Below are 24,192 nucleotides of genomic sequence, written 5' to 3' on the forward strand. Positions count from 1 at the left end.
CTTTGTTCATGCAGAACCACATCCTGCTCGTCGAAGACGATAACGACATCAATACGCTGGTGTCGCGCTACCTGAAGGCCAACGACTGCCGCGTGTCGGTGGCCCGCGACGGCCGCGAGATGGATCGCATCCTGTCGACCTCGCGCGTCGACATCGTGCTGCTCGACATCATGCTGCCCGGCGAGGACGGGCTCAGCATCTGCCGGCGCCTGCGCAACACCTCCGCCATGCCGATCATCATCCTGTCGGCGCGCGGCGAGGAGATCGACCGGGTGGTCGGCCTGGAGATCGGCGCCGACGACTATGTCGCCAAGCCCTTCAGCGCCCGCGAGCTGCTCGCCCGCATCCGCGCCATTCTCCGGCGCAGCAGCCTGCCGGCCGCCAAGGCACCGCGCTCGGAGGCGCGCCGCCTCTCCTTCGCCGGCTGGATGATCGACACCCGCGAGCGCAGCCTGACGACGCCCTCCGGCGCCAGGGCGACGCTGACCGGCGCCGAGTTCGACCTCTTGGTCGCCTTCGCCGAGCGGGCCGGCATCACGCTCAGCCGCGACCAGCTCCTCGAACTGACACAGGGGCGGCTGGCCGCACCCTTCGAGCGGTCGGTGGATATCCTGGTCAGCCGCCTCCGGCGCAAGCTCTCCACCGACGACGAGAAGTCCGAGTTCATCCGCACCATCCGTTCGGAAGGCTACCTGTTCACGCCCGAGGTGACGGCCTCATGATCGGCAGGATCCTGCGCCTGGTGTTCGATTCCGTCGCCGGCCAGGTCATCGTCCTGCTGGTGCTGTCGATCGTCGCCATGCACGGCGTGCTGACGGCCTATTTCCTCCTGTCCAACCCGCGCTCCGCCTTCTCCGCCTCGCCGGCCGAGACCGTCGGCGAGATCGCCGCCGCCGCCCATCTGCTCGCCGCCGCCGACCCGACGGAGCGGCCGCGGCTCGCGGCGCTGCTGCAAGGCACGCTGCCGTCACTCGCCGCCTGCACCGGGCCGCTGCCGTCCGCCGCCGACAAGGTGCGCTACGGGCCGCTTGCCGCCCGCCTCGGCGGCGCCGCCACCGCCTACAAGGAGTTCGACAGCCCGCCGAGCCCCGGCGACGAGGTGGTCGGGCCGCTCTACCTGGTGCTCACCGACGACGCCTGCTACCGGCTCGATCTGCCGGAAGCGGGGGCGCCGCATTTCTTCGGTCCCGGCACCACCATGCTCGGCTTCCTGCTGATCACCACCGTGGTGCTGGTCAGCTGGGCGATGGTGGTGATCATCGGTCCGCTCCGCCGCTTCGAGGCGGCCGTCGAGCGCCTGCGGGACATGCGCTCGGAGGTATCGGTGCCGGAGATCGGCCCGCGCGAGCTGCGCTCGGCCATCTCCGCCTTCAATCGCATGCGCGCCCGCATCGGCAAGCTGATGGCCGAGAAGACCGCCATGCTGGCCGCTGTCAGCCACGACCTCAGGACGCCGATCACCCGGCTGCGGTTGCGTGCCGAGTTCATCGAGGACGAGACGATCCGCGAGCCGATGCTGGCCGACCTCGACCACATGGCGGCGCTGGCCCAGGTGGCGCTGGTTCATCTCTCCGGCACCGACAGCCCCGAGCCATTCGACCAGACCGACCTGCCGAGCCTCCTCCAGACCATCGCCGACCAGTTCGCCGACCTCGGCCACTCCGTGACCTACGCGGGGCCGAGCCGGCTGGCCGCCCGCGTCCGCCATCGCGACATCCTCCGGGCGGTGACCAATCTCGTCGAGAACGCCGTGCGCTACGGCGACGAGGTGGTGGTGTCGCTGACGGAGCTGCCGAACCGCAAGCTGGCGATCACCGTCTCTGACAACGGTCCCGGCATTGCGGCCGTCGAGCGCGAGCACCTCCTGGAACCGTTCGTGCGCGGCGACAGCGCCCGCGGCACGCTGCCCAACTCCGGCTTCGGGCTCGGCCTCACCATCGCCCGCGACGTCGCCGAGGCGCACGGCGGCCGCATCGCGCTCGCCGACAACGCGCCGCACGGCCTCAAGGCGACGCTGGAGATCGAGGGCTGATTTCCCTGAAACGGACACGGCCGGCGAGTTTCCCCGCCGGCCGCACATTTCGTCCGAAGCGATCTCGCTCAGCCGTCCTTGCCGAGGCTCGCCACCGTCCAGCCGAACATCTCGGTGTGGATGGTGTTGACCTTGAACTCGTAGCCGGCCGCCTTGTCGTTGATCGCCTTGGCCGCGTCGGCCGCCTTGGGGTCGGTCGCCTCGGCGACGATGCGGATCCAGCCCTTGCCGGCGTCGTCCGTCGCCGGCACCGCCGTGGCGGTCACCGTCAGGCCGTCGGTGGTCTCATAGCGCAGGCGCGTCGTGTTGCCGATCGAGGCCGGCGTCTCCTTGCGCACGTCGGTGAAGTCGAAGCCTTGCAGGAAGGCGGTGACGCGGTTGGCCTTGCCCTCGTCGGGCGCCTTGCCGTCCGGCAGCGCCGCCGGCAGCAGCTTGTCGCCGGTGCGGACGAAGTCGACCGTGGCGCCGCTGGCGTCGGTCAGCGTCACCTTGGCGAGCGTCGCCGGCTTGATGTCGGTGATGCGGGCGTCGAACCAGTCGGCGCGGACGGTCGGCAGGTCGAGCGAGCCGCGCACCAGATAGGACTGGGGGTTGCCGTCGAGGCGGACATACTGGCCGCCGCGACTGCCGCCGACCGTGTAGTCCTTGGTGCCGGCGTAGAGGGCGGCGACCACCGGCTTGCCCGCCTTGTCGACGAGCGCCACCCTGGTGGCCGCCCCCGCCGCCGCGCCGGGATCGGCGAGGCCGAGGTCGGCGTAGCGGTCGGGCTTGTTGGTCTTGTCCTCGTCGATGGTCAGGGTGGTCAGCGAGGCCACCAGCTTGCGCACGCTGTCGATGCGCGCCGGATAGCCCGAGGCGTCGACGAAGCGATCGCCGTCGCGGGTGAGCGTGGTGGTGTCCTTGCCGACGGTGACGGCGAGGCTGTCGACCGAGTCGGCCTTCTGGACCAGGTCGGGCAGCAGCACCCGGCCGCGATCGGCGACGGCGCTGTCGGCGGCGCTGCCGCCGGCGACCAGCACGGCGGCCGCCACGGCGGCGGCGGTGACGACGGCAAGGCCGATGAGCGATTTCGGCGTCATGGATTCTTCCTCCTCGCTGGACTCAGGCTTTGCGGACCGGCAGCGGCCGCTTGGGCCGGCGCAGGGCGAAGGCGAGGGCAATCAGCGCCACCGCCGCCGGCACGATGCCGATGATCAGGATCATGATGCGGTTCTTCAGCGTGGCGACGTCGGCGCGGAGGTTGTACTGCACCTCGCGCAGTTCGGCGCGGGCGGACAGAAGATCGGACTTGAAGCTCTCGATCGTCTTGGCCGCATCGGCCGACACCAGCTCGCCGTCCTTGGCCTCGCCGGTGGCGGAGGCGTCCTTCAGCTTCTTCTCGGTGTCGGCGATGCGCTGCGTCAGCTCCTGCTGCTTGGCGAGGAAACGCTCCTCGGCGGCGCGCTCCAGCGCGTCGATGCGGGTGAACGGCCGCCAGGAGACGGTGCGGCTGCGCAGATCGGCCAGCGCCACGCCGCCCGACATCTGCTCGACGGCGTTGAGCAGGAAGTCGCCGTTGTTGGCGAAGGCCTGCGCCACTTCGCGGCCAAGCACGGTCTGCTTCTGCAACCAGTTGCGGTCGGACAGCATGTCGGCGTCGCCGACCAGGATGACGTTGGGGGCGCCGGCGCTCTCCTTGAGCGGCGTGCCGTCCGCCGTCGCGCCGTCCGGCTTGCCGTTCGGGAAGGCGGTCCTGAGCTTGCCTTCGAGCCGGGCGGCCACCACCGGCCGGCCGCCGGCCTTCTCGATCTTGGCGAGCAGGGCGCGCGGATCGCCGTAGGGGTTGGCGGCCTCGCCGGCCGGCAGCAGGCCGGCGTCGGCGGAGGCGTACATCAGCGGCTTCAGCGTGGTGTCCTTGCCGGTGGCGGTGAAGGCGCCGGCGGTGGTCATCACCACGGCGTTGAGCTTGGAGGTGACGGCATCACCCCGGTCGAAGCCGTCGTCATGGATGGCGAACCAGGGATAGTTGGCCACCTCCGCCTGCCGGCCACCGATGTTGCGGACGGTGCGGATCGCCCAGTCGGGATCGCCCACCGCCTTCTTGACGTCGAAGCCGACGCCCCAGGCGTCGAACATCTTCTGGAAGTCGGTGGCGTTGTTCTCGGCCGGCACGCCGGGCTGCGGCCCGGCTTCGGTCTCGGCGAAGGGATCGGCGAACACCAGCGTGGCGCCGCCGCCCAGCACCCACTGGTCGAGCGTGTAGAGCGTGCGGTCGGACAGCTTCTGCGGCTGCACCACCACGACGACGCGGGTGCCGTCGGGCAGCTTGTCGACGTCGCCGGCGACGGTCTCGACGCTGTAGGTCTCCTTCAGCATGTTGAGGATCTGGGCCGGCGGCTGGCCGGTCATCGGGTTGCCGGCCATGCCGAGGCCGTCGAGCAGCGCCACCACCGGCTTCTTCGGCTGGCCGAGTTCGGCGACGAGGCGCGTCAGGTCGTATTCCAGGAAGGCCTCGCGGTCGGGCGTGAACACCGGAATGTTGGCCGAGCCGTTGGTCGAGTTGGTGGCGGCGAGGCCGAAGTAGATCGGGTCGGAGGTGCCGTCGAGGCTGATGCGGTTGATGCCGAGGCCGACGGCGCGGTCCTCCTCCTCCGAATAGGGCTTGGGATCGATCACTTCGAGGGTGATCTCGCCGTGTGCGAGACTCTCGTAGGTGTCGAGCATGGCGCGGACGCGGGCGGCATAGGCGGCGAGCGCCGGTGCCGCCTGATGCAGGCTGCCCGACATGAAGAGGCGCATGTGGATCGGCTCGTCGAGCTTGCCGAGCAGCGCCTCGGTGCCGCTCGACAGCGAATAGAGGCCGCCTTCGGTGAGATCGAGCCGGCTCGATCGGAACAGCGTCCCCGACAGCGAATTGACGGCAAGGTAAAGGATGACCGCCAGGACGGCGCCGACGGCGACGAGACGGGACTTCGGGATCCGGTTGAACTTCGACATCACGAAACCTCAGGCGGCTTTCTTGGCATCGACGACCTGGACGTTGATCCAGAGCGCCAGCACGATGGTCGACAGGAACAGGATGACGGCCGGCGCCTCGAGGACGCCGCGCGTCAGCCGGTCGAAGTTGGTGATGAAGGACAGCGACTGCACCAGGTCGACCACCGCCGCCGGCGCCCAGCCGCGCAAGGCCGCCAGCACCAGATCGGTGCCCGACATCACCAAGAGGAAGGAAACGATGGCCGACAGGATGAAGGCGATCACCTGGTTCTTGGTCATCGCCGAGATGCAGGCGGCAATGGCCAGGAAGGCGCCGGCCATCAGGAAGGAGCCGAGGTAGCTCGCCGCGACGATGCCGTTGTCGGGCGAGCCGAGGTAGAGCGTCACCAGCCAGAAGCCCATGGTGAGCACCAGCGCCACCGCCGTGAAGGCCCAGGCAGCCAGGAACTTGCCGATCACCACCTCGTGGACGCGCACCGGCAGCGTCATCAACAGCTCGATGACGCCGGAGCGGCGCTCCTCGGCCCAGAGGCGCATGCCGATGGCCGGCATCAGGATCAGGAACAGCCAGGGGTGCCAGGCGAAGAACGGGCCGAGGTCGGCCTGTCCGCGCTCGAAGAAGCCGCCGGCGAAGAAGGCGAGGCCGGCCGAAAGGGCGAGGAACACCAGAAGGAACACGGCGGCGAGCGGCGTCGCGAAATAGGCGCGGAACTCGCGGCCGAACACCAGAGCGATGGTGCGGAGGGAGGTTTTCATCTCGTTGTCTCCGAAGGAGGCGGCTCAGGCGGCCTTGCTGCCGGTGATGGAGCGGAAGACGGTTTCGAGGCTCGGCCGGATGCCATCGACGATGGCGGCGTCGAGCAGCGCCGCCGGCGTCGCGTCGGCCACCACCCTGCCCTCGGCGATGATGACGACGCGGCTGCAGATCGCCTCCACCTCTTCGAGGATGTGCGTCGAGATGACGATCGCCTTGCCCGGCGCGATCGAGGCGATCAATTCGCGCATGTCGTGCTTCTGGTTGGGGTCGAGGCCGTCGGTCGGCTCGTCGAGGATCAGCACCTCCGGGTCGTGGATCAGCGCCTGGGCGATGCCGACGCGGCGCTTGAAGCCCTTGGAGAGAGCGTCGATCTGCCGGTTCCAGACGCCGGTCAGGTTGACGCGCTCGACCATCTCGGCGAGGCGGTCGTTGAGCAGGGTGCCGGACAGGCCGCGCATGCGGCCGATGAAGGCGAGGAAGTCGGCCACCGTCATGTCGCCATAGGCCGGCGCGCCCTCGGGCAGGTAGCCGAGGCGGCGGCGGGCGGCGATCGGGTCGGCGAACACGTCATGGCCGGCGATCGAGGCGGTGCCGGCGTCTGGCTCCAGGAAGCCGGTCAGCATCTTCATCGTCGTCGACTTGCCGGCGCCGTTGGGCCCGAGAAAGCCCACCACCTCGCCACGGCTCACCGAGAGGCTGACGCCGTCGACGGCGCGCAGTCTCGAAAACGTCTTGACCAAACCGGTGGCCTCTACGAGTTGCATGCCTTTTCCTCCAGCGATCGGATCGTCCACCCGTGGCCTCCGGCAGCGCCGGACCAGCCGGTCGCAGCTACCACGGGCGGGCAAGCAGGGATATCGGATTCTTGGCAAAATCGTGTTCAAGAACAGACCTTACAGATTGTTCATGAATAGACGCCCGACCGATCCGCAAAGCCCCGTATATGACTGGCGGGCGGGCACCGCCTGCCCAACAAAACGCCTTGGCCATTCCCTAGGCGATGGTAGAGTGGCGGCATGTCCGTCCGGTCCATCCTGCTCGGCCGCCAGCGCCACGTTTTCGACGACCTCAAGGCCGTGATGGCCGCCGCTTCGCCGGAGAAATCCGGCGACCGGCTGGCCGGCATCGCCGCCGACACCAACGAGCGGCGCGTCGCCGCCCGCTACGTGCTGGCCGACATCCCGCTCCGCGCCTTCCTCGACGAGCCGCTGATCCCCTACGAGACAGACGAGGTCACCCGCCTGATCCTCGACGGCCACGACGCCGCCGCCTTCGCACCGGTCGCCCACATGACGGTCGGCCAGTTCCGTGACTGGCTGCTGTCCTACGACTGCACCACCGAGGCGCTTTCCGCCCTCGCCCCCGGCCTGACGCCGGAGATGGCCGCCGCCGTCTCCAAGATCATGCGCAACCACGACCTGATCGTCGCGGCGGCCAAGACGGCCGTCGTCACCGCCTTCCGGACGACCATCGGCCTGCCGGGGCGCCTGTCGAGCCGCCTCCAGCCCAACCACCCGACCGACGACCCCGAGGGCGTCGCCGGCTCGACGCTCGACGGCCTCACCTACGGCATCGGCGACGCGGTGATCGGCATCAACCCGGCCGGCGACAACCTCGACGCCTGCATGCGGCTGATGGAGCTGTTCGACCGGCTGCGGCAGCGCTTCGACATCCCCATGCAGTCCTGCGTGCTGACCCACGTCACCACCTCGATCAAGGCGGTGGAGGCCGGCGCGCCGCTCGACCTGGTGTTCCAGTCGGTGGCCGGCACGGAAGCCGCCAACCGCGGCTTCGGCGTCGACCTCGCCCTGCTGGACGAAGGCCGCGCGGCGGGACTGAGCCTCAATCGCGGCACGGTCGGCGACAACGTCATGTATCTCGAAACCGGCCAGGGCTCAGCGCTGTCGGCCGACGCCCACCACGGCGTCGACGAGCAGACCGTCGAGGCGCGCGCCTATGCCGTCGCCCGCCACCTGAAGCCGCTGATCGTCAACACCGTGGTCGGCTTCATCGGCCCGGAATATCTCTACGACGCCAAGCAGATCATCCGCGCCGGCCTCGAAGACCATTTCTGCGGCAAGCTCCTGGGCGTGCCGATGGGCGTCGACGTCTGCTACACCAACCACGCCGAGGCCGACCAGGACGACATGGACAACCTGATGTTCCTGCTCGCCTCGGCCGGCGTCAACTTCCTGATCGCCGTGCCCGGCGCCGACGACGTCATGCTGAACTACCAGTCGCTCAGCTACCACGACATCGTCAGCCTCCGGCATTCGTTCGGCCGGCCGCCGGCGCCGGAGTTCGAGGCCTGGCTGCGCCGCATGGACCTTCTCGACGGCGACGGCCGCCTCGCCCCGCAGGGCAGCTCCGTCGCCCGCCGGCTGATCGACTACCGGGCCTCGGCATGAGCACCCCCGTCGACCTCGATCCGTTCGCCCGCTTCCGCGCCGTCACCCGCGCCCGCATCGGCCTCGGGCGAACAGGCGATTCGCTGCCGATCCGCGCCGTGCTCGATTTCCAGCTGGCGCACGCCCGCGCCCGCGACGCCGTGCACGGCCATGTCGATTTCGCCGCCATGGCGGAGCGCATCGGCGCCGACCGGCCAGTGATCCGCCTGAAATCGCGCGCCGCCGACCGCCCGACCTATCTCGCCCGGCCCGACCTCGGCCGCCGCGTCGATCCCATGATGCTGGCCGACGTCTCGAAGGGCGCCTACGACGTCGCCTTCGTCGTCGCCGACGGCCTCTCGGCCGCCGCCGTCGAGGCGCATGGCGAGAGCGTGCTCGCCGCCTGCCTGCGCCGGCTCGGCGATCTCGCCGTGGCGCCCGTCGTGCTGGGCGAACAGGCGCGCGTCGCCTTTGGCGACGAAGCCGGCGAAGCGCTCGGCGCCCGCCTCGTGGTGGTGCTGATCGGCGAGCGGCCGGGTCTGTCCGTGCCCGACAGCCTCGGCGCCTACGTCACCTTCGATCCCAGCGTCGGCCGGCGCGACAGCGAGCGCAACTGCGTCTCCAACATCCACGCCGACGGCCTTCCTCACGAAGCAGCCGCCGACCGGATCGTCTGGCTGATCCGCGCGGCGCTGCGCCTCGGCCTCACCGGTGTCGATCTCAAGGAGGACGCGGGCGGGGCAACGGCACTCCCCATCGTTTGAACCGGATTTATTTGAACAATCCGCCGCCGGCACGACCCTTCGCCAATACTCTCCTAACCATCGTTGTCCTAGCATCGCCGTCTCGCGTGAGGCAGCGCAGCCGAATCGGTGGAGGTGACGAGGATGCGCCTGAGCGGAGTTCTGGTGGCGATCGGGCTATGGATCGGCGGCGCCGGCGCGGCGACGGCCGGGGAGATGCTGACCATCGCCGCCGTCGACAATGCCGACATGATCCGCATGCGCGAACTGACCGACGACTTCATGGCGGTCAATCCCGGCATTCACATCAATTGGGTGATGCTGGAGGAGAGCGTGCTGCGCCAGAAGGTGGCGACCGACATCGAGACGCGCGGCGGCCAGTTCGACATCATGACCATCGGCAATTACGAGGTGCCGATCTGGGCGAGACAGGGCTGGCTGACGCCGCTCACCGCCCTCGGCGCCAAGTATGACGTGGACGACCTGCTGCCGGCCATCCGCAAGGCGGTGTCCTACGACGGCAAGCTCTACGCCTCGCCCTTCTACGGCGAGAGTGCCATGCTGATGTACCGCACCGACCTGTTCCGCGCCGCCGGCCTCGAAATGCCGCCATCGCCGACCTGGAGCTTCGTGCGCGAGGCGGCGCTGAAGCTCACCGACAAGGCCGCCGGCCGCTACGGCATCTGCCTGCGCGGCAAGGCCGGCTGGGGCGAGAACATGGCGTTCCTCACCGCCGCCGGCAATTCCTTCGGCGCCCGCTGGTTCGACCCCGACTGGCGGCCGGAATTCCGCTCCCCCGAGTGGCGGCAGACGCTCGACTTCTACGTCGAGCTGATGCAGGAGGCCTCGCCGCCGGGCGCCGCCTTCCGCGGCTATGCCGACAATCTCGATCTGTTCCGGACGGGCGGCTGCGCCATATGGATCGATTCCACTGTCGCCGCCTCAACGCTGAACGATCCCAAGACCTCCAGCGTGGTCGGCCGTGTCGGCTACGCGCCCTTCCCCACCCACGGCGGCCTCGGCAACCACGGCAACTGGCTGTGGACCTGGAATCTGGCCATCCCCGCCGGCACCACCAAGGCCGACGCGGCGCAGCGCTTCATCGCCTGGGCGACCGACCGTGACTATGCCGAACTGGTGGCCGCCCACGAGGGCTGGGCCTATGCGCCGCCCGGCACGCGCACCTCGCTCTACAACAATCCCTCCTACCGCTCGGCGGCGCCGTTCTCCGGCTACACGCTCAACGCCATCAACACCGCCAACCCCGACCAGCCGACCGTCAAGCCGGTGCCCTACACGGGCAGCCAGTTCGTGGCGATCCCGGAGTTCCAGCGCATCGGCAATGCCGTCGGCCAGATCTTCGCCGCCGCCGTGGTCGGGCAGATGGGCACGACGGAAGCGCTGTCCGCCGCCAACGACCTGACGCTCCGGGAGATGAAGCGGGCCGGCTACATACGGTAGAGTACTGACCGGTCAGCAATTTGTCGCCGCACAACGTCCGCGACGGGGCTTTTTCCTAGTCTCCCCCCATCCCGCCGGTCACCCCGGCAAGAAGGGCTCTCAAGCCCCCGAGGATGGAGACGGACAGATGTTTTGCTACCAGTGTGAACAGACGGCCCGCGGTACCGGCTGCGTGACGCGCGGCGTCTGCGGCAAGTCGCCGGAGACCTCCGACCTGCAGGACGTGCTGCTCCATGCGGCCAAGCGCCTCGCCAGCCGCTATGCCGCCGTCCCCGCCGCCGAGCGGCCGGCCAGCCTGGCGCCCATGCTCGAAGACGCGCTGTTCGTCACGGTCACCAACGTCAACTTCGACACCGCCTCCATCCTGGAGCAGATCCGCGAAGTGGTCGCCGCGGCCGGCGCCAATGCCGCCGGCGTGGCGGTCGAGGCGCCCGAGGACACGCTGCTCGCCTGGTCGCGCTCATCGATGATTGACGCCCGCAAGGCCACCCTCGGCGACGACGTCACCGGCCTGCAGGAACTGCTGCTCTACGGCCTCAAGGGCATGGCCGCCTATGCCCACCACGCCCGCCAGATGAACCGCGCCGATCCGGTGGTCGACGCCTTCACGGTCGAGGCGCTGGCCAAGCTCGACGCCGGCGTATCGTCGGTCGACGAACTGCTCGCCCTCAACCTCAAGTGCGGCGAAGTCACCGTCAACGTGCTGGCGCTGCTCGATGCCGCCCACGGCGACACCTTCGGCAAGCCGACGCCGACGCCGGTGCTGATGGGCCACGTGCCCGGCAAGGCGATCCTCATTTCCGGCCACGACATGGTCGACCTCAAGGCGCTCTTGGAGCAGACCGAGGGCAAGGGCATCAACATCTACACCCACGGCGAGATGCTGCCGGCCCACGGCTATCCGGAACTCAAGAAGTTCAAGCACCTGGCCGGCCACTTCGGCGGCGCATGGATGCTGCAGCAGCGGGAGTTCCCGAACTTCCCCGGCGCCATCCTGATGACCACCAACTGCCTGATGCAGCCCGCCGACGACTATGAGGGCCGCCTGTTCACCCGCAATCTCGTGGCCTGGCCGGGCATCGCCCACATCGACGACCGCGACTTCACGCCGGTCATCGAGGCGGCTCTCGCCGCCCCCGGCTTCACCGACAGCGTCAAGACCGGCGAGCATCTGGTCGGCTTCGGCCACGACGCCGTCCTCGGCGCCGCCGACAAGATCGTCGGCGCGGTCAAGGCCGGCGAGATCAAGCACTTCGCCGTCATCGGCGGCTGCGACGGTTCGGAGGGCGAGCGCTCCTACTACACCGACCTCGGCACGACCATTCCGAACGACTGGGTGATCCTGACGCTCGGCTGCGGCAAGTACCGGCTGCTCGGCCACGACTACGGCACCGTCGCCGGCCTGCCGCGCCTCCTCGACATGGGCCAGTGCAACGACAGCTTCTCGGCCGTCAAGGTGGCGCTGGCGCTCGCCGACGCCTTCGGCTGCACGGTCAACGACCTGCCGCTGTCGATCGTGCTCAGCTGGTTCGAGCAGAAGGCGGTGTGCGTGCTGCTGGCGCTGCTGCACCTCAACGTCAAGAACATCCGCATCGGGCCGCGTCTGCCCGCCTTCCTGACGCCGGCCGTGCTGAAGGTGCTGGTCGACACCTTCGGCCTGAAGCCGGTGGGCGAGGTGGAAAGCGACCTCAAGGCGATGGCCAACGCCGCCTGAGCCAACGAAAAAGACCGGCCGGGCAGCGATGCCCGGCCGGCGGGTTCTCCGAAGAGCCGCTTGGCGCGTCACGCTCCGATGGCGATCCTCTGAAGACAGAACAGCACCGTCAGGAACGCCGCGGCGACGGCGATCCGCAGGCAGAATCCGGCGGATGGACCAATGCAGGCCCGCCCTACTTCCTTGACCATGGTGACAATCACGGCCGCCTCCCTGTTGCGTTCGCAGGTCACCTAGTGAACGTCGAGCCCGGCGAGTTCCTCCCCCCTCCGGGCCGCACGTCGCAGGAAGCTAGAATCGAATCCGGCGAAGGGCCATTCAAAACGTTTCGTCTACGTATTCGGCGGGATGGGCGCCGCCTGTCGCCGGGGCGCTGTTCAGGCTATATCTTTCCCAACACATATAAGTTTTTGGACAGCCCATGACGAATGCCGCCGCCCTCCTGGACACCACCCCGGCCGGAGACGTTTTCGACCATGCCGCCGTCAAGGCGCTGTTCGAACTGCCGCGCGAGGCGTTGTTCGCCCGCGCCAACGCGGTGCGCAAGGACCACATGGGCGACGAGGTGTTCCTGCGCGGCATCGTCGAGTTCTCCAACGTCTGCGCCAACGACTGCCTCTACTGCGGCATCCGCAAGTCCAACCACGGCGTGCGCCGCTACCGCATCGAGGAGGAGGAAATCCTCGAAGTGGCCCGCCGCATGGAGGGCTGGCAGCAGACCACCATCGTGCTGCAATCGGGCGAGGTGGCGGCGGAGAAGGAAGACGCGCGCATCGAGCGGATCATCCGGCGGATCAAGACCGAGACGCGGCTCGCCGTGACGATGAGCGCCGGCAACCGGCCGCACGACACCTACGCCCGCTGGCGGGCGGCCGGCATGGACCGCTATCTCCTGCGCTTCGAGACCTCCAACCCCGCCCTCTTCGCCTACCTCCATCCCGACTGCGACCTCGACGAGCGCATCCGCTGCCTGAAGGACCTGCGCAGCCTCGGCGTGCAGGTCGGTTCCGGCTTCATGATCGGCGTGCCCGGCGAGACGCTCGACATCCTCGCCGATAACATCCTGCTCTGCCGCGATCTCGACCTCGACATGATCGGCATCGGGCCGTTCATCGCCCATCCCGACACGCCGCTCGCCGGCCTTGCCAACGCCTATGCCGGCGACACCGACATGTTCTTCGCCGCCGTGGCGGCGCTCCGCATCGTCAACCCGCGCGCCCACATCCCGGCGACGACGGCCTTCGACGCCATCTTCCCGCACGCCGGCCGCGACCTGGTGCTGCAACGCGGCGCCAACGTGTTCATGCCCAACGCCACGCCCGGCCGCTTCCGCAAGAACTACATGCTCTATCCGGACAAGCCCTGCGTCGACGAAGACGACCACCAGTGCTCGGGCTGTGCCGCCGCCCGCATCTGGTCGATCGGCCGGCTGATCGGCCAGGGGCCGGGGCACTCGATCAAGGCGCGGTGATCTCCGCCAATTCTGGCATTCTCAGTTTCGACTGCTCGGCTTGAACCCGCCCCGCGGCCCGGTTGGTCGCGGGCCGTCGTCCGTTGCCCTCCTCTCCGACTTTGGAACAATCGCCGGCCGCCGGCCGTTGTCCGGGCATCAACGGAAAGGAGAGTTCGAGATGAACAGGATTCTTGCAGCCTCGATTCTGGCCGGCGCCGCCGCCTTCGCGTCCAACGCCTTCGCCCAGGAGGGCACCGTCTCCGGCGCGGTCGGCGGCGCCGCGACCGGCGCCGTCGTTGGCGGTCCGGTGGGCGCGGTGGTCGGCGGCGTCGCCGGCGCGGCCATCGGTACCATTCTCGCCCCGCCACCGCCGGAGGTCCGCACCGTGGTGGTCCAGCAGACGACGCCGTCGGTGGTCTACGACCAGCCGATCGTCGTCGGACAGCCGCTGCCGACCACCGTGGTGCTCTATCCGGTGCCCGGCTACGACAACTACTACTATACGGTCGTCAACAACGAGCGCGTCATCGTCGACCCGCAGAGCCGCACGGTGTTGCAGGTCGTCAACTAACGGCCGATCGTCGCTTGAAAAGCGGGGCTCCGGCCCCGCTTTTTCATTGGGCGTTGGCCCGCTCGAAGGCGATGCGCGCCGCCGGGAATGGCCCCAGCGAACGGTTGAGCACGCCCTGCACCCGGCTGATGGCGACGCCGTAGTTGGTGATCGGCACGCCCTGCCGCTCGGCCTGCCGAATGCGGAGCAGCGCCTGCTTGCGGTTGACGGTGCAGGCGCCGCACTGGACGACCAGCGCGTAGGGGCTGAGGTCGTCGGGGAAGGCGCGGCCGGCCATGGTCTCAAACTCGATGTCGCCGCCGGCATACTGGCGGAACCAGCGCGGGATCTTCACCCGGCCGATGTCGTCGGCCATGGAATGGTGGGTGCAGGCCTCGGCGATCAGCACCTTGTCGCCGGGCTTCAGCCGGTCGATCCGGGCGGCGCCCTCGGCGAGCCGGACGAGGTCGCCCTTGAAGCGGGCCATCAGGATCGAGAAGGTGGTCAGCGGCACGTCGTCCGGCGTATCGGCCGCCGCCTTCAGCACGATCTGGCTGTCGCAGACCACCAGATCGGGCTTCTTCGCGAAGGATTTCAGCGTCGCCGCCAGTTCGCGCTCCTTGACAACGGTGCAGCTGGCGTCGGCGTCGAGGATGTCGCGGATGGCCATCACCTGCGGCAGGATCAGCCGGCCCTTGGGGGCCGAAAGGTCGATCGGCACCACCAGCACGACGTGGCCGCCGGCCGGCACCAGGTCGGCGAGGAGATGCGGCACCTCGAACGAGCTTTCCGGCGCCGCCTCCAGGATCAGTTCGCGCACGCGGGCGGCGTCGGCTTTCGAGGCCGTGGAAATGGCGGCGAAGGGCACGTCGCGCGCCTTGACCGCCGCGAGCGCCGCCTCGGGCGGCGCGCCGAGGTCGGCCTTGGTGAAGACGACGCAATAGGGCGTCTCGCGGGTGGCGAGCGCGTCCATCAGCCTGACCTCGTCGTCGCCGATCGGGCCGTCGGTGACGATGATGCCGAGGTCGGTGTGGTCGAGCGCCTTCAGCGTCTTCTCGACGCGCATGCCGCCGAGATCGCCGACGTCGTCGATGCCGGCGGTGTCGACGAACAGCACCGGACCGATCGGCAGCAGTTCCATCGCCTTCTCGACCGGGTCGGTGGTGGTGCCGGCGACGTCGGAGACGATCGACACCTGCTGGCCGATCAGAAGGTTGACCAAGGACGACTTGCCGACGTTGCGCCGGCCGTAGACGCCGATGTGCAGGCGGAGACCCTTGGGCGTGGCGAGCATTGTCTTGGTCCTTATCTGGTGCCCAGCGCCGTCATGGCGTTGGCGGACAACAGGCGTTCGAGGTCGGCCGGCTCGATCAGCCGGCGTTCGAGGACGATCTCGATCACCGAGCGGCCACTGTCGCGGGCGGCGGTCGCCACCTCGGTGGCCGTCTCGTAGCCGAGGCGCGGCAACAGCGCCGTGACGACGGCGCGGCTTCCGGCCACAATCCGCCGGCAGGCCGCCTCGTCGACCGACAGCCCCTCGACGCAGCGGGTGCGGAAGATGGTGGCGGCGGCTTCCAGGAGGTCGAGGCTGTCGAGCAGCGCGTCGGCCAAGAGCGGCAGGAAGGCGTTGAGTTCCAACTGGCCGTTCTGGGCGGCCAGAGTCACCACCTGGTCGTTGCCCATCACCTTCATCGCCGCCTGGCCGACAGCCTCGGGGATCACCGGGTTGACCTTGCCCGGCATGATCGACGAGCCCGCCTGCACGGCCGGCAGGACGATCTCGCCCAATCCGGCCTGCGGCCCCGACGACAACAGGCGGAGGTCGGAGGAAATCTTGAAGAGGTTGACGGCATTGGCCTTCAGGATGCCGGACACCTCGACGAAGGCGTCGGCGTTCTGCGTGGCGTCGACGAGGTTTTCCGCCCTGGCGAGGCCGAGGCCGGTCACCTCGCGCAGCACCTCGGTGACCATGAACACGTAGTCGCGCGGCGCGGCGATGGCAGTGCCGATGGCGGTGCCGCCGAGGTTGACGACGCGCAGCCGCTCCTCGCACTTGAAGACGCGCCAGCGGTCGCGCGACAGCGCCTCGGCCCAGGCCGAGAACACGGCGCCGTAGGCGATCGGACAGGCGTCCTGCAACTCAGTGCGGGCGATCTTGACCACCCCCGACCACGCCCGTTCCTTGTCCTGGAAGGCGACCTGAAGGTCGGCGACGGCCTTCTCCAGCCGGTGCAGCAGGCGGATGGCGGCGATCTTCAGCGCCGTCGGGAAGGTGTCGTTGGTCGACTGGTTGAGGTTGACGTGGTCGTTGGGGTGGACGCGGGCGTGGACGCCCCGCCGGCCGCCCAAGAGTTCCTCGGCGCGGTTGGCGATCACCTCGTTGACGTTCATGTTGAGCGAGGTGCCGGCGCCGCCCTGCAGCGCGTCGACGACGATCTCGGACAACAGCGTGCCGTCCTCGATCTCGCGGGCGGCGCGGACGATCGCCTCCCCGACGTCGTCGGCGAGGAAGCCGAGGCGGTGGTTGGTCTTCGCCGCGGCGATCTTCACCGCCGCATAGGCCCTGATCAGCTCGGGATGGGCCGGCCGGCCGCTGAGCGGAAAGTTGTCGCGGGCGCGCGCCGTATGGATGCCCCAGAGGACATCCTCGGGAACCTCACGCTCGCCGATGAGATCGGCCTCGCGCCGCGCCATCGCCTGCCTCCGGACGACGCCCGCCTCAGCGGTAGACGTCGCGCTTGCCCTCGCGCACCTTGCGCATCATCGTCTCAGAATAGCGGGCGATCTTCGGCTCCATGGTGGCGACCTCGGCGGCCACCGCCTTTTCACCCGCCGCGCAGGTGTCGTCGGAACCGTAGTCGAGCATGTATTCCATGAAGGACGACAGGGCGTTCGGCCCGCACATTTCGCGGATCAGGCCGGGCTTGGCAAGGTCCATGAAATCGGCGCCGGTGCGGCCCATGCGGTAGCAGGCGGTGCAGAAGGACGGCACGCAGCCGCTGGCGGCGATGTCGCGCACCACCTCGTCGAGCGGCCGGTGGTCGCCGCGGGTGAACTGGGCGGCATGCTCCTCGACCGGCGTCGCGTAGCCGCCGGGGTTGGTGCGGCTGCCGCCGGAGATCTGCGACACGCCGAGCCGGAAGGCCTCGCGGCGCATTTCCGGGCTTTCGCGCGTCGACAGGATGATGCCGGTGTAGGGCACGGCGAGGCGCAGGATGGCGATGATCTTGCGGAAGTCGTCGTCGGAGACGGCATGCGGCGGCGCCATCGACACGTCCGAGCCGAAGGCCGGCTCCATGCGCGGCACCGAGATGGTGTGCGGGCCGACGCCGAAGGCGTCTTCCAGATGGGCGATGTGCTGCATGGTGGCCAGCACCTCGAAGCGCCAGTCGTGCAGGCCGAACAGCGGACCGATGCCGACGTCGTCGATGCCGGCCGCCATGGCGCGGTCCATCACCGACACGCGCCAGTCGAAGTCGGCCTTGGCGCCCGACGGATGCATCGCCTCGTAGACCTTGCGGTTGTAGGTCTCCTGGAACAGCTGATAGGTGCCGATGCCGGTCGCCTTCAGGCGGACGAACTCGTCGGTTTCGAGCGGCGCGACGTTGACGTTGATGCGGCGGATCTCGCCGCGGCCGCGCTTCACCGAATAGATCTTCTCGATGGCGTCGATCAGATACTGGAAGCCGGTCTTCGGAAACGCCTCGCCGCCGATCAGCAGCAGGCGCTTGTGGCCCTGGTCGATCAGGGCGGCCGTCTCCGCCTCGATCTCCTCCATGGTCAGGATCTTGCGGTCCAGTTCCTTGTTGGAGCGGCGGAAGGCGCAGTAGACGCACTCGTTGAGGCAGATGTTGGAGAAATAGAGCGGCGCGAACAGCACGATGCGTGGGCCGTAGATCTCCGTCTTCACCTTCTCGGCGGTGTGGAACAGCTCGTCCATCAGGTCGGGATCGGTGACGGCGCAGAGCACGGCGACGTCGTCCTCGGAGAGGCCGCCGAGCAGGGCCGCCTTGTCGAGGATGTCGCGCACGCGCTGCCGGTCGGCGCCGGCGGCGGTGGCGGCGATTTCCGCCTCGATACGGGATTCGTCGAGCCAGGTGATCCGTTCGGTCTTGGTCATCGTGTCAGCCTTTCACCGGCCCGTCCGCCGGAGCTTTTTCGAGGCGACACTGCCCGATCTTGCGCCAGGACGATTTGCGCAAGATCAATCCTAACTCGGTTAACTGGAACAACCCGGTAATAAAACAAGAAACGAGCCGTCGCCACAGGCGATCATCTTGCCCGGCCGGGGAGGCGCCGGTCCATCGCGGCGTTTCCTCCCGCACAAAAACCGGGTAGGTTCGAGACCTCATAACAAGGAAGGTTCGAATGAACGCCAGGAACGACGAAGCCTTGTCCGCCGCCTGCCGGGAGGCGCGCGGGCGGGTGCGCCTCAGGGGCGTCTCCCGTTCGTTGCCGGTCGCCCTTCTGAGGACGCGGGAAGCGGTGATGCGGCAGTTCCGGCCGGCGCTGAGATCGGTCGATCTCACCGAGCAGCAGTGGCGCGTGCTGCGGGCGCTCGATTCGGTGCCGGAGATCGACGCCACCGGCCTCGCCATGTCCACCTTCCTGCTGCCGCCGTCGCTGTCGCGCATCCTGCGCGACCTCGAGAAGCGCCACCTGATCGCCCGCCGCCCCGATCCGGCCGACCTCAGGGCCTGGCTGATCTCGCTGACGCCCGAGGGGCGCAAGACCATCGACGCGGCCGCCGTATGGATCGAGAACATCTATGCCGCCATGGCGACACGGATCGGCAAGGAACGCTTCGACACGCTGATGCGGCTGCTCAGGGACGTCGAGCAGGATCTGACGATGCCGCTCGCCGATACCGGCGACGCCGGCTCCGACGCCTGAGGCCGGCGAGCGGAATGATTGGCGAAACGGCGGAGGAGACATGCTGAAGACGGGATTTGACGGTGGCGCCTGGCTGAACGAGCCTTCCCACTGGGAGATCGACGGCGGCACGCTGACCGTCGCCACCGAGGCCGAGACCGATTTCTGGCGCGAGACCCATTACGGCTTCGTCCACGACAACGGCCATGCCTACCTGCTGCCGGCCGACGACGGGTTCACCGTCGAGGCGCGCATCCGCGCCGACTACGCCGCCCTCTACGATCAGGCCGGCCTGCTGTTGCGCCTCGACGAAAGGCGCTGGCTGAAGTGCGGCGTCGAGCTGACCGACGGCGCGCCGTTCCTGTCGGTGGTGGCGACCGACGGCCGGTCCGACTGGTCGATCGCCCAGCCCTTCGGGGGCCTCGACGACGTCCGGCTGCGGCTGACCGTCCAGGCCGGCGCCGCGCGCATCCAGGCGTCTAGGGACGGCGAGCGCTGGCCAATGCTCCGCCTCGCCGCCGTCCCCGAGGCGCCGCGCTATCTGGTCGGGCCGATGGCCTGCTCGCCGACCCGGGCCGGCTTCGTCGCCGTGTTCTCCGATTTTTCGATCGGGCCGGCCTCGACCGACCCCCTGCACGCCGAAGCCTGAAACGCCGGAGGTCACGCCATGCTGTCCGCTCCCGCCATCGCGCTTGCCGGCGTCGGCAAGGTGTTCGCCACCGAGGCCGGCGGCAGCGTGACGGCGCTCTCCGGCGTCGACCTCACGGTGGCCACAGGCGAATTCGTGGCGCTGATCGGCCCGTCCGGCTGCGGCAAGAGCACCATCCTCAGGCTGGTCGCCGGGCTCGACCGCCCGAGCGAAGGCACGGTCAGCGTGCACGGCGGCGATCCAGAGGCGCTCTGCCGGGCCCACAAGCTGGGCTTCGCCTTCCAGGACGCGGCGCTGCTGCCCTGGCTCGACGTCAGCGGCAACATCGCCATGTCCTTCCGCCTGGCCGGCCTTGCGACGGACGCCCAGCGCGTCGCCGCGCTGATCGACCTCGTCGGCCTTGCCGGCTTCGAGCGGGCGCGGCCGGACGAACTCTCCGGCGGCATGCGCCAGCGCGTCGCCATCGCCCGGGCGCTGGCGCTGGAGCCGGAGCTGCTGCTGCTCGACGAGCCGTTCGGAGCGCTCGACGCGGTGACGCGGCGGCAGATGAACCTCGAATTGCAGCGCATCTGGAGCGCGGCGCGGACAACGACGCTGCTCGTCACCCACGCCGTCGACGAGGCGCTGTTCCTGGCCGACCGCGTGGCGGTGATGAGCCCGCGCCCCGGCCGCATCGCCGAGGAGGTGACGGTGCCCTTCGGCCGGCCGCGCGCGCCGGCGCTGCTGCGCGAGGCCGCCTTCCACGCGCTCGAGGACCGGCTGACCGAGGCGCTGCTGCCGGAGGCCGGTTGAGCAAGCGGTGCAGCCTATTGCGCAGCCGGCCCCGAAACGCTAGGTAACCGTCAGGTTTGTCACGGGGCATAGCGCAGTCTGGTAGCGCACCTGCTTTGGGAGCAGGGGGTCGCAAGTTCAAATCTTGCTGCCCCGACCAAACCTCTGGTTTCCCACGGTCTTCGTTCGAAGATCGTTCGCGACAGAGGAGAGGACCCCGATGCCGGCGCGAATCTACAAGCCTGCCAAGACCGCCATGCAGTCCGGACAGGGCCGTACGGAGCGCTGGCTCCTGGAATTCGAGCCCGAGAAGCCCAAGAGCATCGAACCTTTGATGGGCTACACCTCGTCGGGCGACATGCGCCAGCAGGTGCGCCTTTCCTTCGACACGCGGGACGAGGCGATCGCCTACGCGGTGCGCGAGGGCCTCGCCTATCAGGTGATGGAACCCAAGGAGCGGACGCCGAAGAAGCTCTCCTACTCCGACAACTTCAAGTTTTCCAAAGCCGAGACCTGGACGCACTGAGCCGGTCTGTTTTGCGGCGGTAGTCCGCCGGCCCGACGGCTCCATAGCTCAGCTGGATAGAGCAGCCGCCTTCTAAGCGGCAGGTCGCAGGTTCGAGCCCTGCTGGAGTCGCCAACTTCAAAAATAGAAGCGCCTAATCAACGCGATACGGTGCAGAATTCGCAACCTTTGATCAGGGTTGGGAGATTTCGTCTGGGGCATGCTCTTCAAGGCGGATGATGGCCGACTTGGAAAGAACCTTTTGGCCGGTGATCGACATGATTTCATGGGCGCCGCAACCGGCTTCGGTGCGGCGCGTCTGCCGCCTTGCTGCCGCCCCTTTTTCCGGCAGGATGGAGGTCGGCGAAATCCGGGGCGAAATCCCGGCAGGAGCGGCGCGATGGACGTGGAACGCATCGGACGGCGGCTTTTCCAGGCGGCGGGCGTGGCCTGTCTCGTCGCCGTCGTGGTGCTGTCGGTCCTGCCGGGCGCCGAGCGCCCGCACATCTTCGGCTCGGGAAACGTCGAGCATTTCCTCGCCTATGCCGGCACCGCCTTCTTCGCCTCGACGCTGCCGGCGTTGCGCGGCTGGCGGATCGTCGTCCTGCTATCGGCCGCCTCGCTTCTCTTCGAGGGAATACAGATGTTTATCCCCGGTCGCGGCCCCGGCCTCGACAACTGGGCCGCCTCGACGATCGGTGCCCTCGCCGGGCTGCTTCTCGCCCGCGCCTTCGTCACCGTCGCCCGCTCGGCGCTCGCCATCGCCTCGCGCTGATCAGCTCACCGTCAGCTCGACGCCCGACTGCTTCAGTGCCGCCGCCAGCGTGTCCGGCGGCGAGGCGTCGGTGATCAGTGCGGCGATGTCGCGCCAGGAGGCGTAGCGGGAGGGAAAGACGGCGTCGAACTTGGAATGGTCGGCCACCACCACGCATTTCGCCGCCCGCGCCACCATCGCCGTGTAGACGGCGCCGCATTCCAGCAGCGCCTCCGACGGGCCGTCGACGGTGAGGCCCGAGGCGCCGGTGATGGCGCAGTCGGCGTAGAAGTTGCCGAGGAAGGACACGGCGTGCGAGCCGACGGTGGCGCCCTCGCTGGCATGATAGTCGCCGGGCAGCATCAGCACCTTGATGGTCGGATTGAAGGCCAGCACCGTTGCCACGCCGAAGGAATGGGTGATGACGGTGATATTCTTCATCTCGATGGCGATGCGGCGGGCAACGTGGACGGTGGTGGCGCCGGAACCGATCATCAGCACGCGGGCGTCGCCGATCACCTTCAGCGCGGCGCGGGCGATGCGCTGGCGCTCCTCAACGTAGAGGCGGTGGCGCTCGGTGACCGACGGCTCGGTGCTGAGCGGCCGTACGGCGCCGCCATAGGTGCGGTTGAGCAGACCCTGCGTCGTCAGCTCGTCGAGGTCGCGGCGGATGGTCTCGGTGGAGACGTCGAGCCGTCGCGCCAGTTCGGCGACGCGCAAGGACGGGCTGGAATCGAGCTCGGCGAGGATCTGCGTCTGCCGCGACGTCTTTGTCCGCTTCATGCTGCGCGTTCCGCTCCCGTTCGGGCGACTCGGCCCGTCCCTTCGTTTGACAGGTTTTCAGGTCGGGCCGACGGCGGTCAAGGCGCCTTCCGGCTTGTCCGCTACCTCATGCGCCGCCGGACCAATATCCGGATCAGCCCGCCGGCCAGGAGCAGCGCCGCGGCGGCCAGCGTGCTCATGGTGCCGAGCGCCGGCACCATCGGCGTGTAGCCGGCCACCATCTTGGAATAGAGCCATTTTGGCACCGTCGAATCGGCGCCGGCCGTATAGAGCGATAGCGGGAAATTGCCCCAGGAGAGCAGGAAGGCAAACAGCGCGCCCGACCAGATGCCCGGCCAGAGGATCGGCAGCGTCACCGTGCGCAGCGTGAAGAGGCGCGATGCGCCGAGATCGCTCGCCGCCTCCTCCAGGACGGGATCGAAGCTGAATACCTGGATGGCGATCACCAGCGTCACCACCGGCACGATCCAGACGAGATGGGCGACCACCGCCGTCTTCCAGGTGGGGCTGATGCCGAGCGCGTTGAACCACAGCAGCAGCGCCAGGCCGAGCACCGGTTGCGGAAAGAAGATCGGCAGCAGCAACAGGCGCTGGAAGGCGCGGCGGCCCTTCCAGGGATAGCGGGCGAAGGCCAGCGCGCCGAAGAAGGCGAAGAGGACACTCAGCACGGTGACGAGCAGGGCGATCAGCAGCGAGTTCTGGACGAGGACGTGGATCTCGAAGCTGTCCCAGGTCTTGCCCCACCACTCGCCGGACAGCACCCTGACCGGAAAGGCGAAGTAGCGCCCTTTCGACAGGCCGGCCAGCGCGCCGCAGGCGATCGGCAGGTAGATGGCCAGCACCACGAAGGCGGTCCAGGCGCGGATGAGGAAACGGCTGCGGGTTTCGCCGAGGGTGTGCATGGTTCAGCGCTTTCCGAGGATCTTGTCGAGGTCGAGCCGGGCCATGGCGGCGAGCGCCAGTCCGGAAACGATCAGCACGAGGATGAGGGCGAGAGCCGAGCCGAGCGGCCAGTTCTGGGCGTAGGTGAAGGCCGCCTCGATATCCTGCGTGATGGTGATCACCGACTGTCCGCCGAGGATCTTGGATTCGGCCACGGCGCCGGCCGACAGCACGAAGGTGAGCAGCGCGCCGATCAGGATGCCGGGCATGGCGAGCGGCAGCTCCACCGCCCGCCAGATCATCAGCCTGTTGGCGCCGAGGTCGCGGGCGGCGTCGACGAGGTCGCGCGGGATCATGGCGATGCCGAGCGTCATCGGGAACAGCATGAACGGCAGATAGACGTAGACCATGCCGAACAGGGTGATGCCGGGGGTGTAGAGCAGCTCCGGTCCACCGGGAAAGCCGAACCATTTCAGGGCGCCGTCGAGCACGCCGTTCTTGATGAAGAACAGCACCCAGCCGTAGAGGCGGACGTTCTCGGAGACGAACAGCGGGAAGACGAACAGCACCGACACGAGGCCCGACCAGCGGCCGAACACCCGGTTGAGGCCATAGGCGATCGGGTAGCAGACGATCAGCAGGATCACCACGCAGGCAAAGGCGAGCGCCAGCGCCCAGGCGAAGGACATCCAGACGGTGTTGTTGGTGTCGAAGATCGCCGCGAAGTTCTCCAGCGTGAAGGAGCGGAAGACGTCGAAGCTCTTGGGCGTCGCGAAGGCGTAGGCGGCGACGGTGAGAAGCGGGGCGAGGAAGCCGGCGGCGAGCAGCGCCAGCACCGGCAGGGCGGCGCGCAGGCCGGGCGTCAGCTTCGGCGCGGGAGCGGAGAGCAAGGTTTCCGCCATC

24 protein-coding genes and 2 tRNA genes are annotated in these 24,192 nt (G+C 68.6%); 15 read left to right on the forward strand and 11 right to left on the reverse strand.

Annotated features, from left to right (window positions below):
* The first annotated feature begins 8 nt into the window (after positions 1-8).
* Positions 9-722, forward strand: a complete 714-nt coding sequence (locus H512_RS0102555) for a response regulator (protein ID WP_026782189.1) — start codon at positions 9-11, stop codon at positions 720-722.
* Positions 719-2,032, forward strand: a complete 1,314-nt coding sequence (locus H512_RS0102560; protein ID WP_053239510.1) for an ATP-binding protein — start codon at positions 719-721, stop codon at positions 2,030-2,032. The genes H512_RS0102555 and H512_RS0102560 overlap by 4 nt, the downstream gene beginning before the upstream one ends.
* A gap of 68 nt (positions 2,033-2,100) precedes the next feature.
* Here H512_RS0102560 and H512_RS0102565 read toward each other — a convergent pair whose 3' ends face one another.
* Genes H512_RS0102565 through H512_RS0102580 form a run of 4 tightly spaced genes read right to left on the reverse strand, consistent with a single transcriptional unit; the run spans position 2,101 to position 6,529 of the window.
* Positions 2,101-3,111 (reverse strand): DUF4340 domain-containing protein, encoded by a 1,011-nt coding sequence (locus H512_RS0102565; protein ID WP_026782191.1) that lies wholly within the window; start codon positions 3,109-3,111, stop codon positions 2,101-2,103.
* A 22-nt stretch (positions 3,112-3,133) separates the two neighbouring features.
* Complete coding sequence (locus H512_RS0102570; protein ID WP_026782192.1) at positions 3,134-5,008, reverse strand: GldG family protein; 1,875 nt, start codon at positions 5,006-5,008, stop codon at positions 3,134-3,136.
* Positions 5,009-5,017: 9 nt separating this feature from the next.
* Positions 5,018-5,764, reverse strand: coding sequence for an ABC transporter permease subunit (locus H512_RS0102575; protein ID WP_026782193.1), 747 nt, complete (start codon positions 5,762-5,764; stop codon positions 5,018-5,020).
* A 24-nt stretch (positions 5,765-5,788) separates the two neighbouring features.
* The gene (locus tag H512_RS0102580) at positions 5,789-6,529 is read right to left on the reverse strand and encodes an ABC transporter ATP-binding protein (protein ID WP_026782194.1); all 741 of its coding nucleotides are present in this window, start codon (positions 6,527-6,529) and stop codon (positions 5,789-5,791) included.
* A 252-nt stretch (positions 6,530-6,781) separates the two neighbouring features.
* On the opposite strand from H512_RS0102580, the gene H512_RS0102585 reads away from it, so the two are divergent.
* The 4 genes from H512_RS0102585 (at position 6,782) to hcp (ending at position 12,070) form a co-directional block, all read left to right on the forward strand.
* Positions 6,782-8,173 (forward strand): ethanolamine ammonia-lyase subunit EutB, encoded by a 1,392-nt coding sequence (locus tag H512_RS0102585; protein WP_026782195.1) that lies wholly within the window; start codon positions 6,782-6,784, stop codon positions 8,171-8,173.
* Entirely contained in the window at positions 8,170-8,916 is a 747-nt protein-coding gene (gene eutC, locus H512_RS0102590) for an ethanolamine ammonia-lyase subunit EutC (RefSeq protein WP_026782196.1), read from the forward strand. The genes H512_RS0102585 and eutC overlap by 4 nt, the downstream gene beginning before the upstream one ends.
* 123 nt (positions 8,917-9,039) lie before the next feature.
* Complete coding sequence (locus tag H512_RS0102595) at positions 9,040-10,356, forward strand: ABC transporter substrate-binding protein (RefSeq protein ID WP_026782197.1); 1,317 nt, start codon at positions 9,040-9,042, stop codon at positions 10,354-10,356.
* A 127-nt stretch (positions 10,357-10,483) separates the two neighbouring features.
* Positions 10,484-12,070, forward strand: a complete 1,587-nt coding sequence (hcp, locus tag H512_RS0102600) for a hydroxylamine reductase (protein ID WP_026782198.1) — start codon at positions 10,484-10,486, stop codon at positions 12,068-12,070.
* Positions 12,071-12,138: 68 nt separating this feature from the next.
* On the opposite strand, the gene H512_RS27740 is transcribed toward hcp, so the two are convergent.
* Positions 12,139-12,273, reverse strand: a complete 135-nt coding sequence (locus H512_RS27740; RefSeq protein ID WP_281170314.1) for a hypothetical protein — start codon at positions 12,271-12,273, stop codon at positions 12,139-12,141.
* Between the two features lie 218 nt (positions 12,274-12,491).
* Here H512_RS27740 and hydE point away from each other — a divergent pair, with 218 nt between their 5' ends.
* Together hydE and H512_RS0102615 are read left to right on the forward strand one after the other, a co-directional pair.
* Positions 12,492-13,541 carry a [FeFe] hydrogenase H-cluster radical SAM maturase HydE gene (gene hydE / locus H512_RS22315; RefSeq protein ID WP_053239511.1) on the forward strand — a complete coding sequence of 350 codons (1,050 nt, stop codon included), beginning with the start codon at positions 12,492-12,494 and terminating at the stop codon, positions 13,539-13,541.
* A gap of 160 nt (positions 13,542-13,701) precedes the next feature.
* Complete coding sequence (locus H512_RS0102615; protein WP_026782199.1) at positions 13,702-14,094, forward strand: DUF1236 domain-containing protein; 393 nt, start codon at positions 13,702-13,704, stop codon at positions 14,092-14,094.
* A 43-nt stretch (positions 14,095-14,137) separates the two neighbouring features.
* Here H512_RS0102615 and hydF read toward each other — a convergent pair whose 3' ends face one another.
* The 3 genes from hydF to hydG are packed head-to-tail and all read right to left on the reverse strand — an operon-like array spanning position 14,138 to position 18,193.
* Positions 14,138-15,367: a [FeFe] hydrogenase H-cluster maturation GTPase HydF gene (gene hydF / locus H512_RS0102620; protein WP_026782200.1), complete on the reverse strand. Its 1,230-nt coding sequence runs from the start codon at positions 15,365-15,367 to the stop codon at positions 14,138-14,140.
* Positions 15,368-15,378: 11 nt separating this feature from the next.
* On the reverse strand, positions 15,379-16,767 hold the full coding sequence (locus H512_RS0102625) for an aspartate ammonia-lyase (protein WP_026782201.1): 1,389 nt from the start codon (positions 16,765-16,767) through the stop codon (positions 15,379-15,381).
* Between the two features lie 25 nt (positions 16,768-16,792).
* Positions 16,793-18,193, reverse strand: a complete 1,401-nt coding sequence (gene hydG, locus H512_RS0102630; RefSeq protein WP_026782202.1) for a [FeFe] hydrogenase H-cluster radical SAM maturase HydG — start codon at positions 18,191-18,193, stop codon at positions 16,793-16,795.
* Positions 18,194-18,441: 248 nt separating this feature from the next.
* Between hydG and hpaR the strand changes: the two genes are divergently transcribed.
* The 7 genes from hpaR (at position 18,442) to H512_RS22325 (ending at position 21,645) form a co-directional block, all read left to right on the forward strand.
* Positions 18,442-18,966 (forward strand): homoprotocatechuate degradation operon regulator HpaR, encoded by a 525-nt coding sequence (gene hpaR / locus H512_RS22320; RefSeq protein WP_053239512.1) that lies wholly within the window; start codon positions 18,442-18,444, stop codon positions 18,964-18,966.
* Between the two features lie 40 nt (positions 18,967-19,006).
* Complete coding sequence (locus H512_RS0102640) at positions 19,007-19,594, forward strand: DUF1349 domain-containing protein (protein WP_026782203.1); 588 nt, start codon at positions 19,007-19,009, stop codon at positions 19,592-19,594.
* 18 nt (positions 19,595-19,612) lie between these two features.
* The gene (locus H512_RS0102645; protein WP_026782204.1) at positions 19,613-20,386 is read left to right on the forward strand and encodes an ABC transporter ATP-binding protein; all 774 of its coding nucleotides are present in this window, start codon (positions 19,613-19,615) and stop codon (positions 20,384-20,386) included.
* A gap of 62 nt (positions 20,387-20,448) precedes the next feature.
* Positions 20,449-20,525 (forward strand) — tRNA-Pro (locus tag H512_RS0102650).
* Between the two features lie 60 nt (positions 20,526-20,585).
* Positions 20,586-20,891, forward strand: coding sequence for an ETC complex I subunit (locus H512_RS0102655; RefSeq protein ID WP_026782205.1), 306 nt, complete (start codon positions 20,586-20,588; stop codon positions 20,889-20,891).
* Between the two features lie 37 nt (positions 20,892-20,928).
* A tRNA-Arg gene (locus H512_RS0102660) sits at positions 20,929-21,005 on the forward strand.
* A 265-nt stretch (positions 21,006-21,270) separates the two neighbouring features.
* Positions 21,271-21,645 (forward strand): VanZ family protein, encoded by a 375-nt coding sequence (locus tag H512_RS22325; protein WP_036789728.1) that lies wholly within the window; start codon positions 21,271-21,273, stop codon positions 21,643-21,645.
* Here H512_RS22325 and H512_RS0102670 read toward each other — a convergent pair whose 3' ends face one another.
* The 3 genes from H512_RS0102670 to H512_RS0102680 all read right to left on the reverse strand — a co-directional run bounded on the left by H512_RS0102670 (position 21,646) and on the right by H512_RS0102680 (position 24,191).
* Positions 21,646-22,407, reverse strand: coding sequence for a DeoR/GlpR family DNA-binding transcription regulator (locus H512_RS0102670; RefSeq protein ID WP_026782206.1), 762 nt, complete (start codon positions 22,405-22,407; stop codon positions 21,646-21,648).
* 101 nt (positions 22,408-22,508) lie between these two features.
* Positions 22,509-23,309: an ABC transporter permease gene (locus H512_RS0102675; protein ID WP_026782207.1), complete on the reverse strand. Its 801-nt coding sequence runs from the start codon at positions 23,307-23,309 to the stop codon at positions 22,509-22,511.
* A 3-nt stretch (positions 23,310-23,312) separates the two neighbouring features.
* Complete coding sequence (locus tag H512_RS0102680) at positions 23,313-24,191, reverse strand: ABC transporter permease (RefSeq protein WP_026782208.1); 879 nt, start codon at positions 24,189-24,191, stop codon at positions 23,313-23,315.
* Position 24,192: the final 1 nt, after the last annotated feature.

The organism is Pleomorphomonas koreensis DSM 23070 (assembly GCF_000425185.1).
In the GTDB taxonomy this organism is placed as follows: Bacteria; Pseudomonadota; Alphaproteobacteria; order Rhizobiales; family Pleomorphomonadaceae; genus Pleomorphomonas; species Pleomorphomonas koreensis.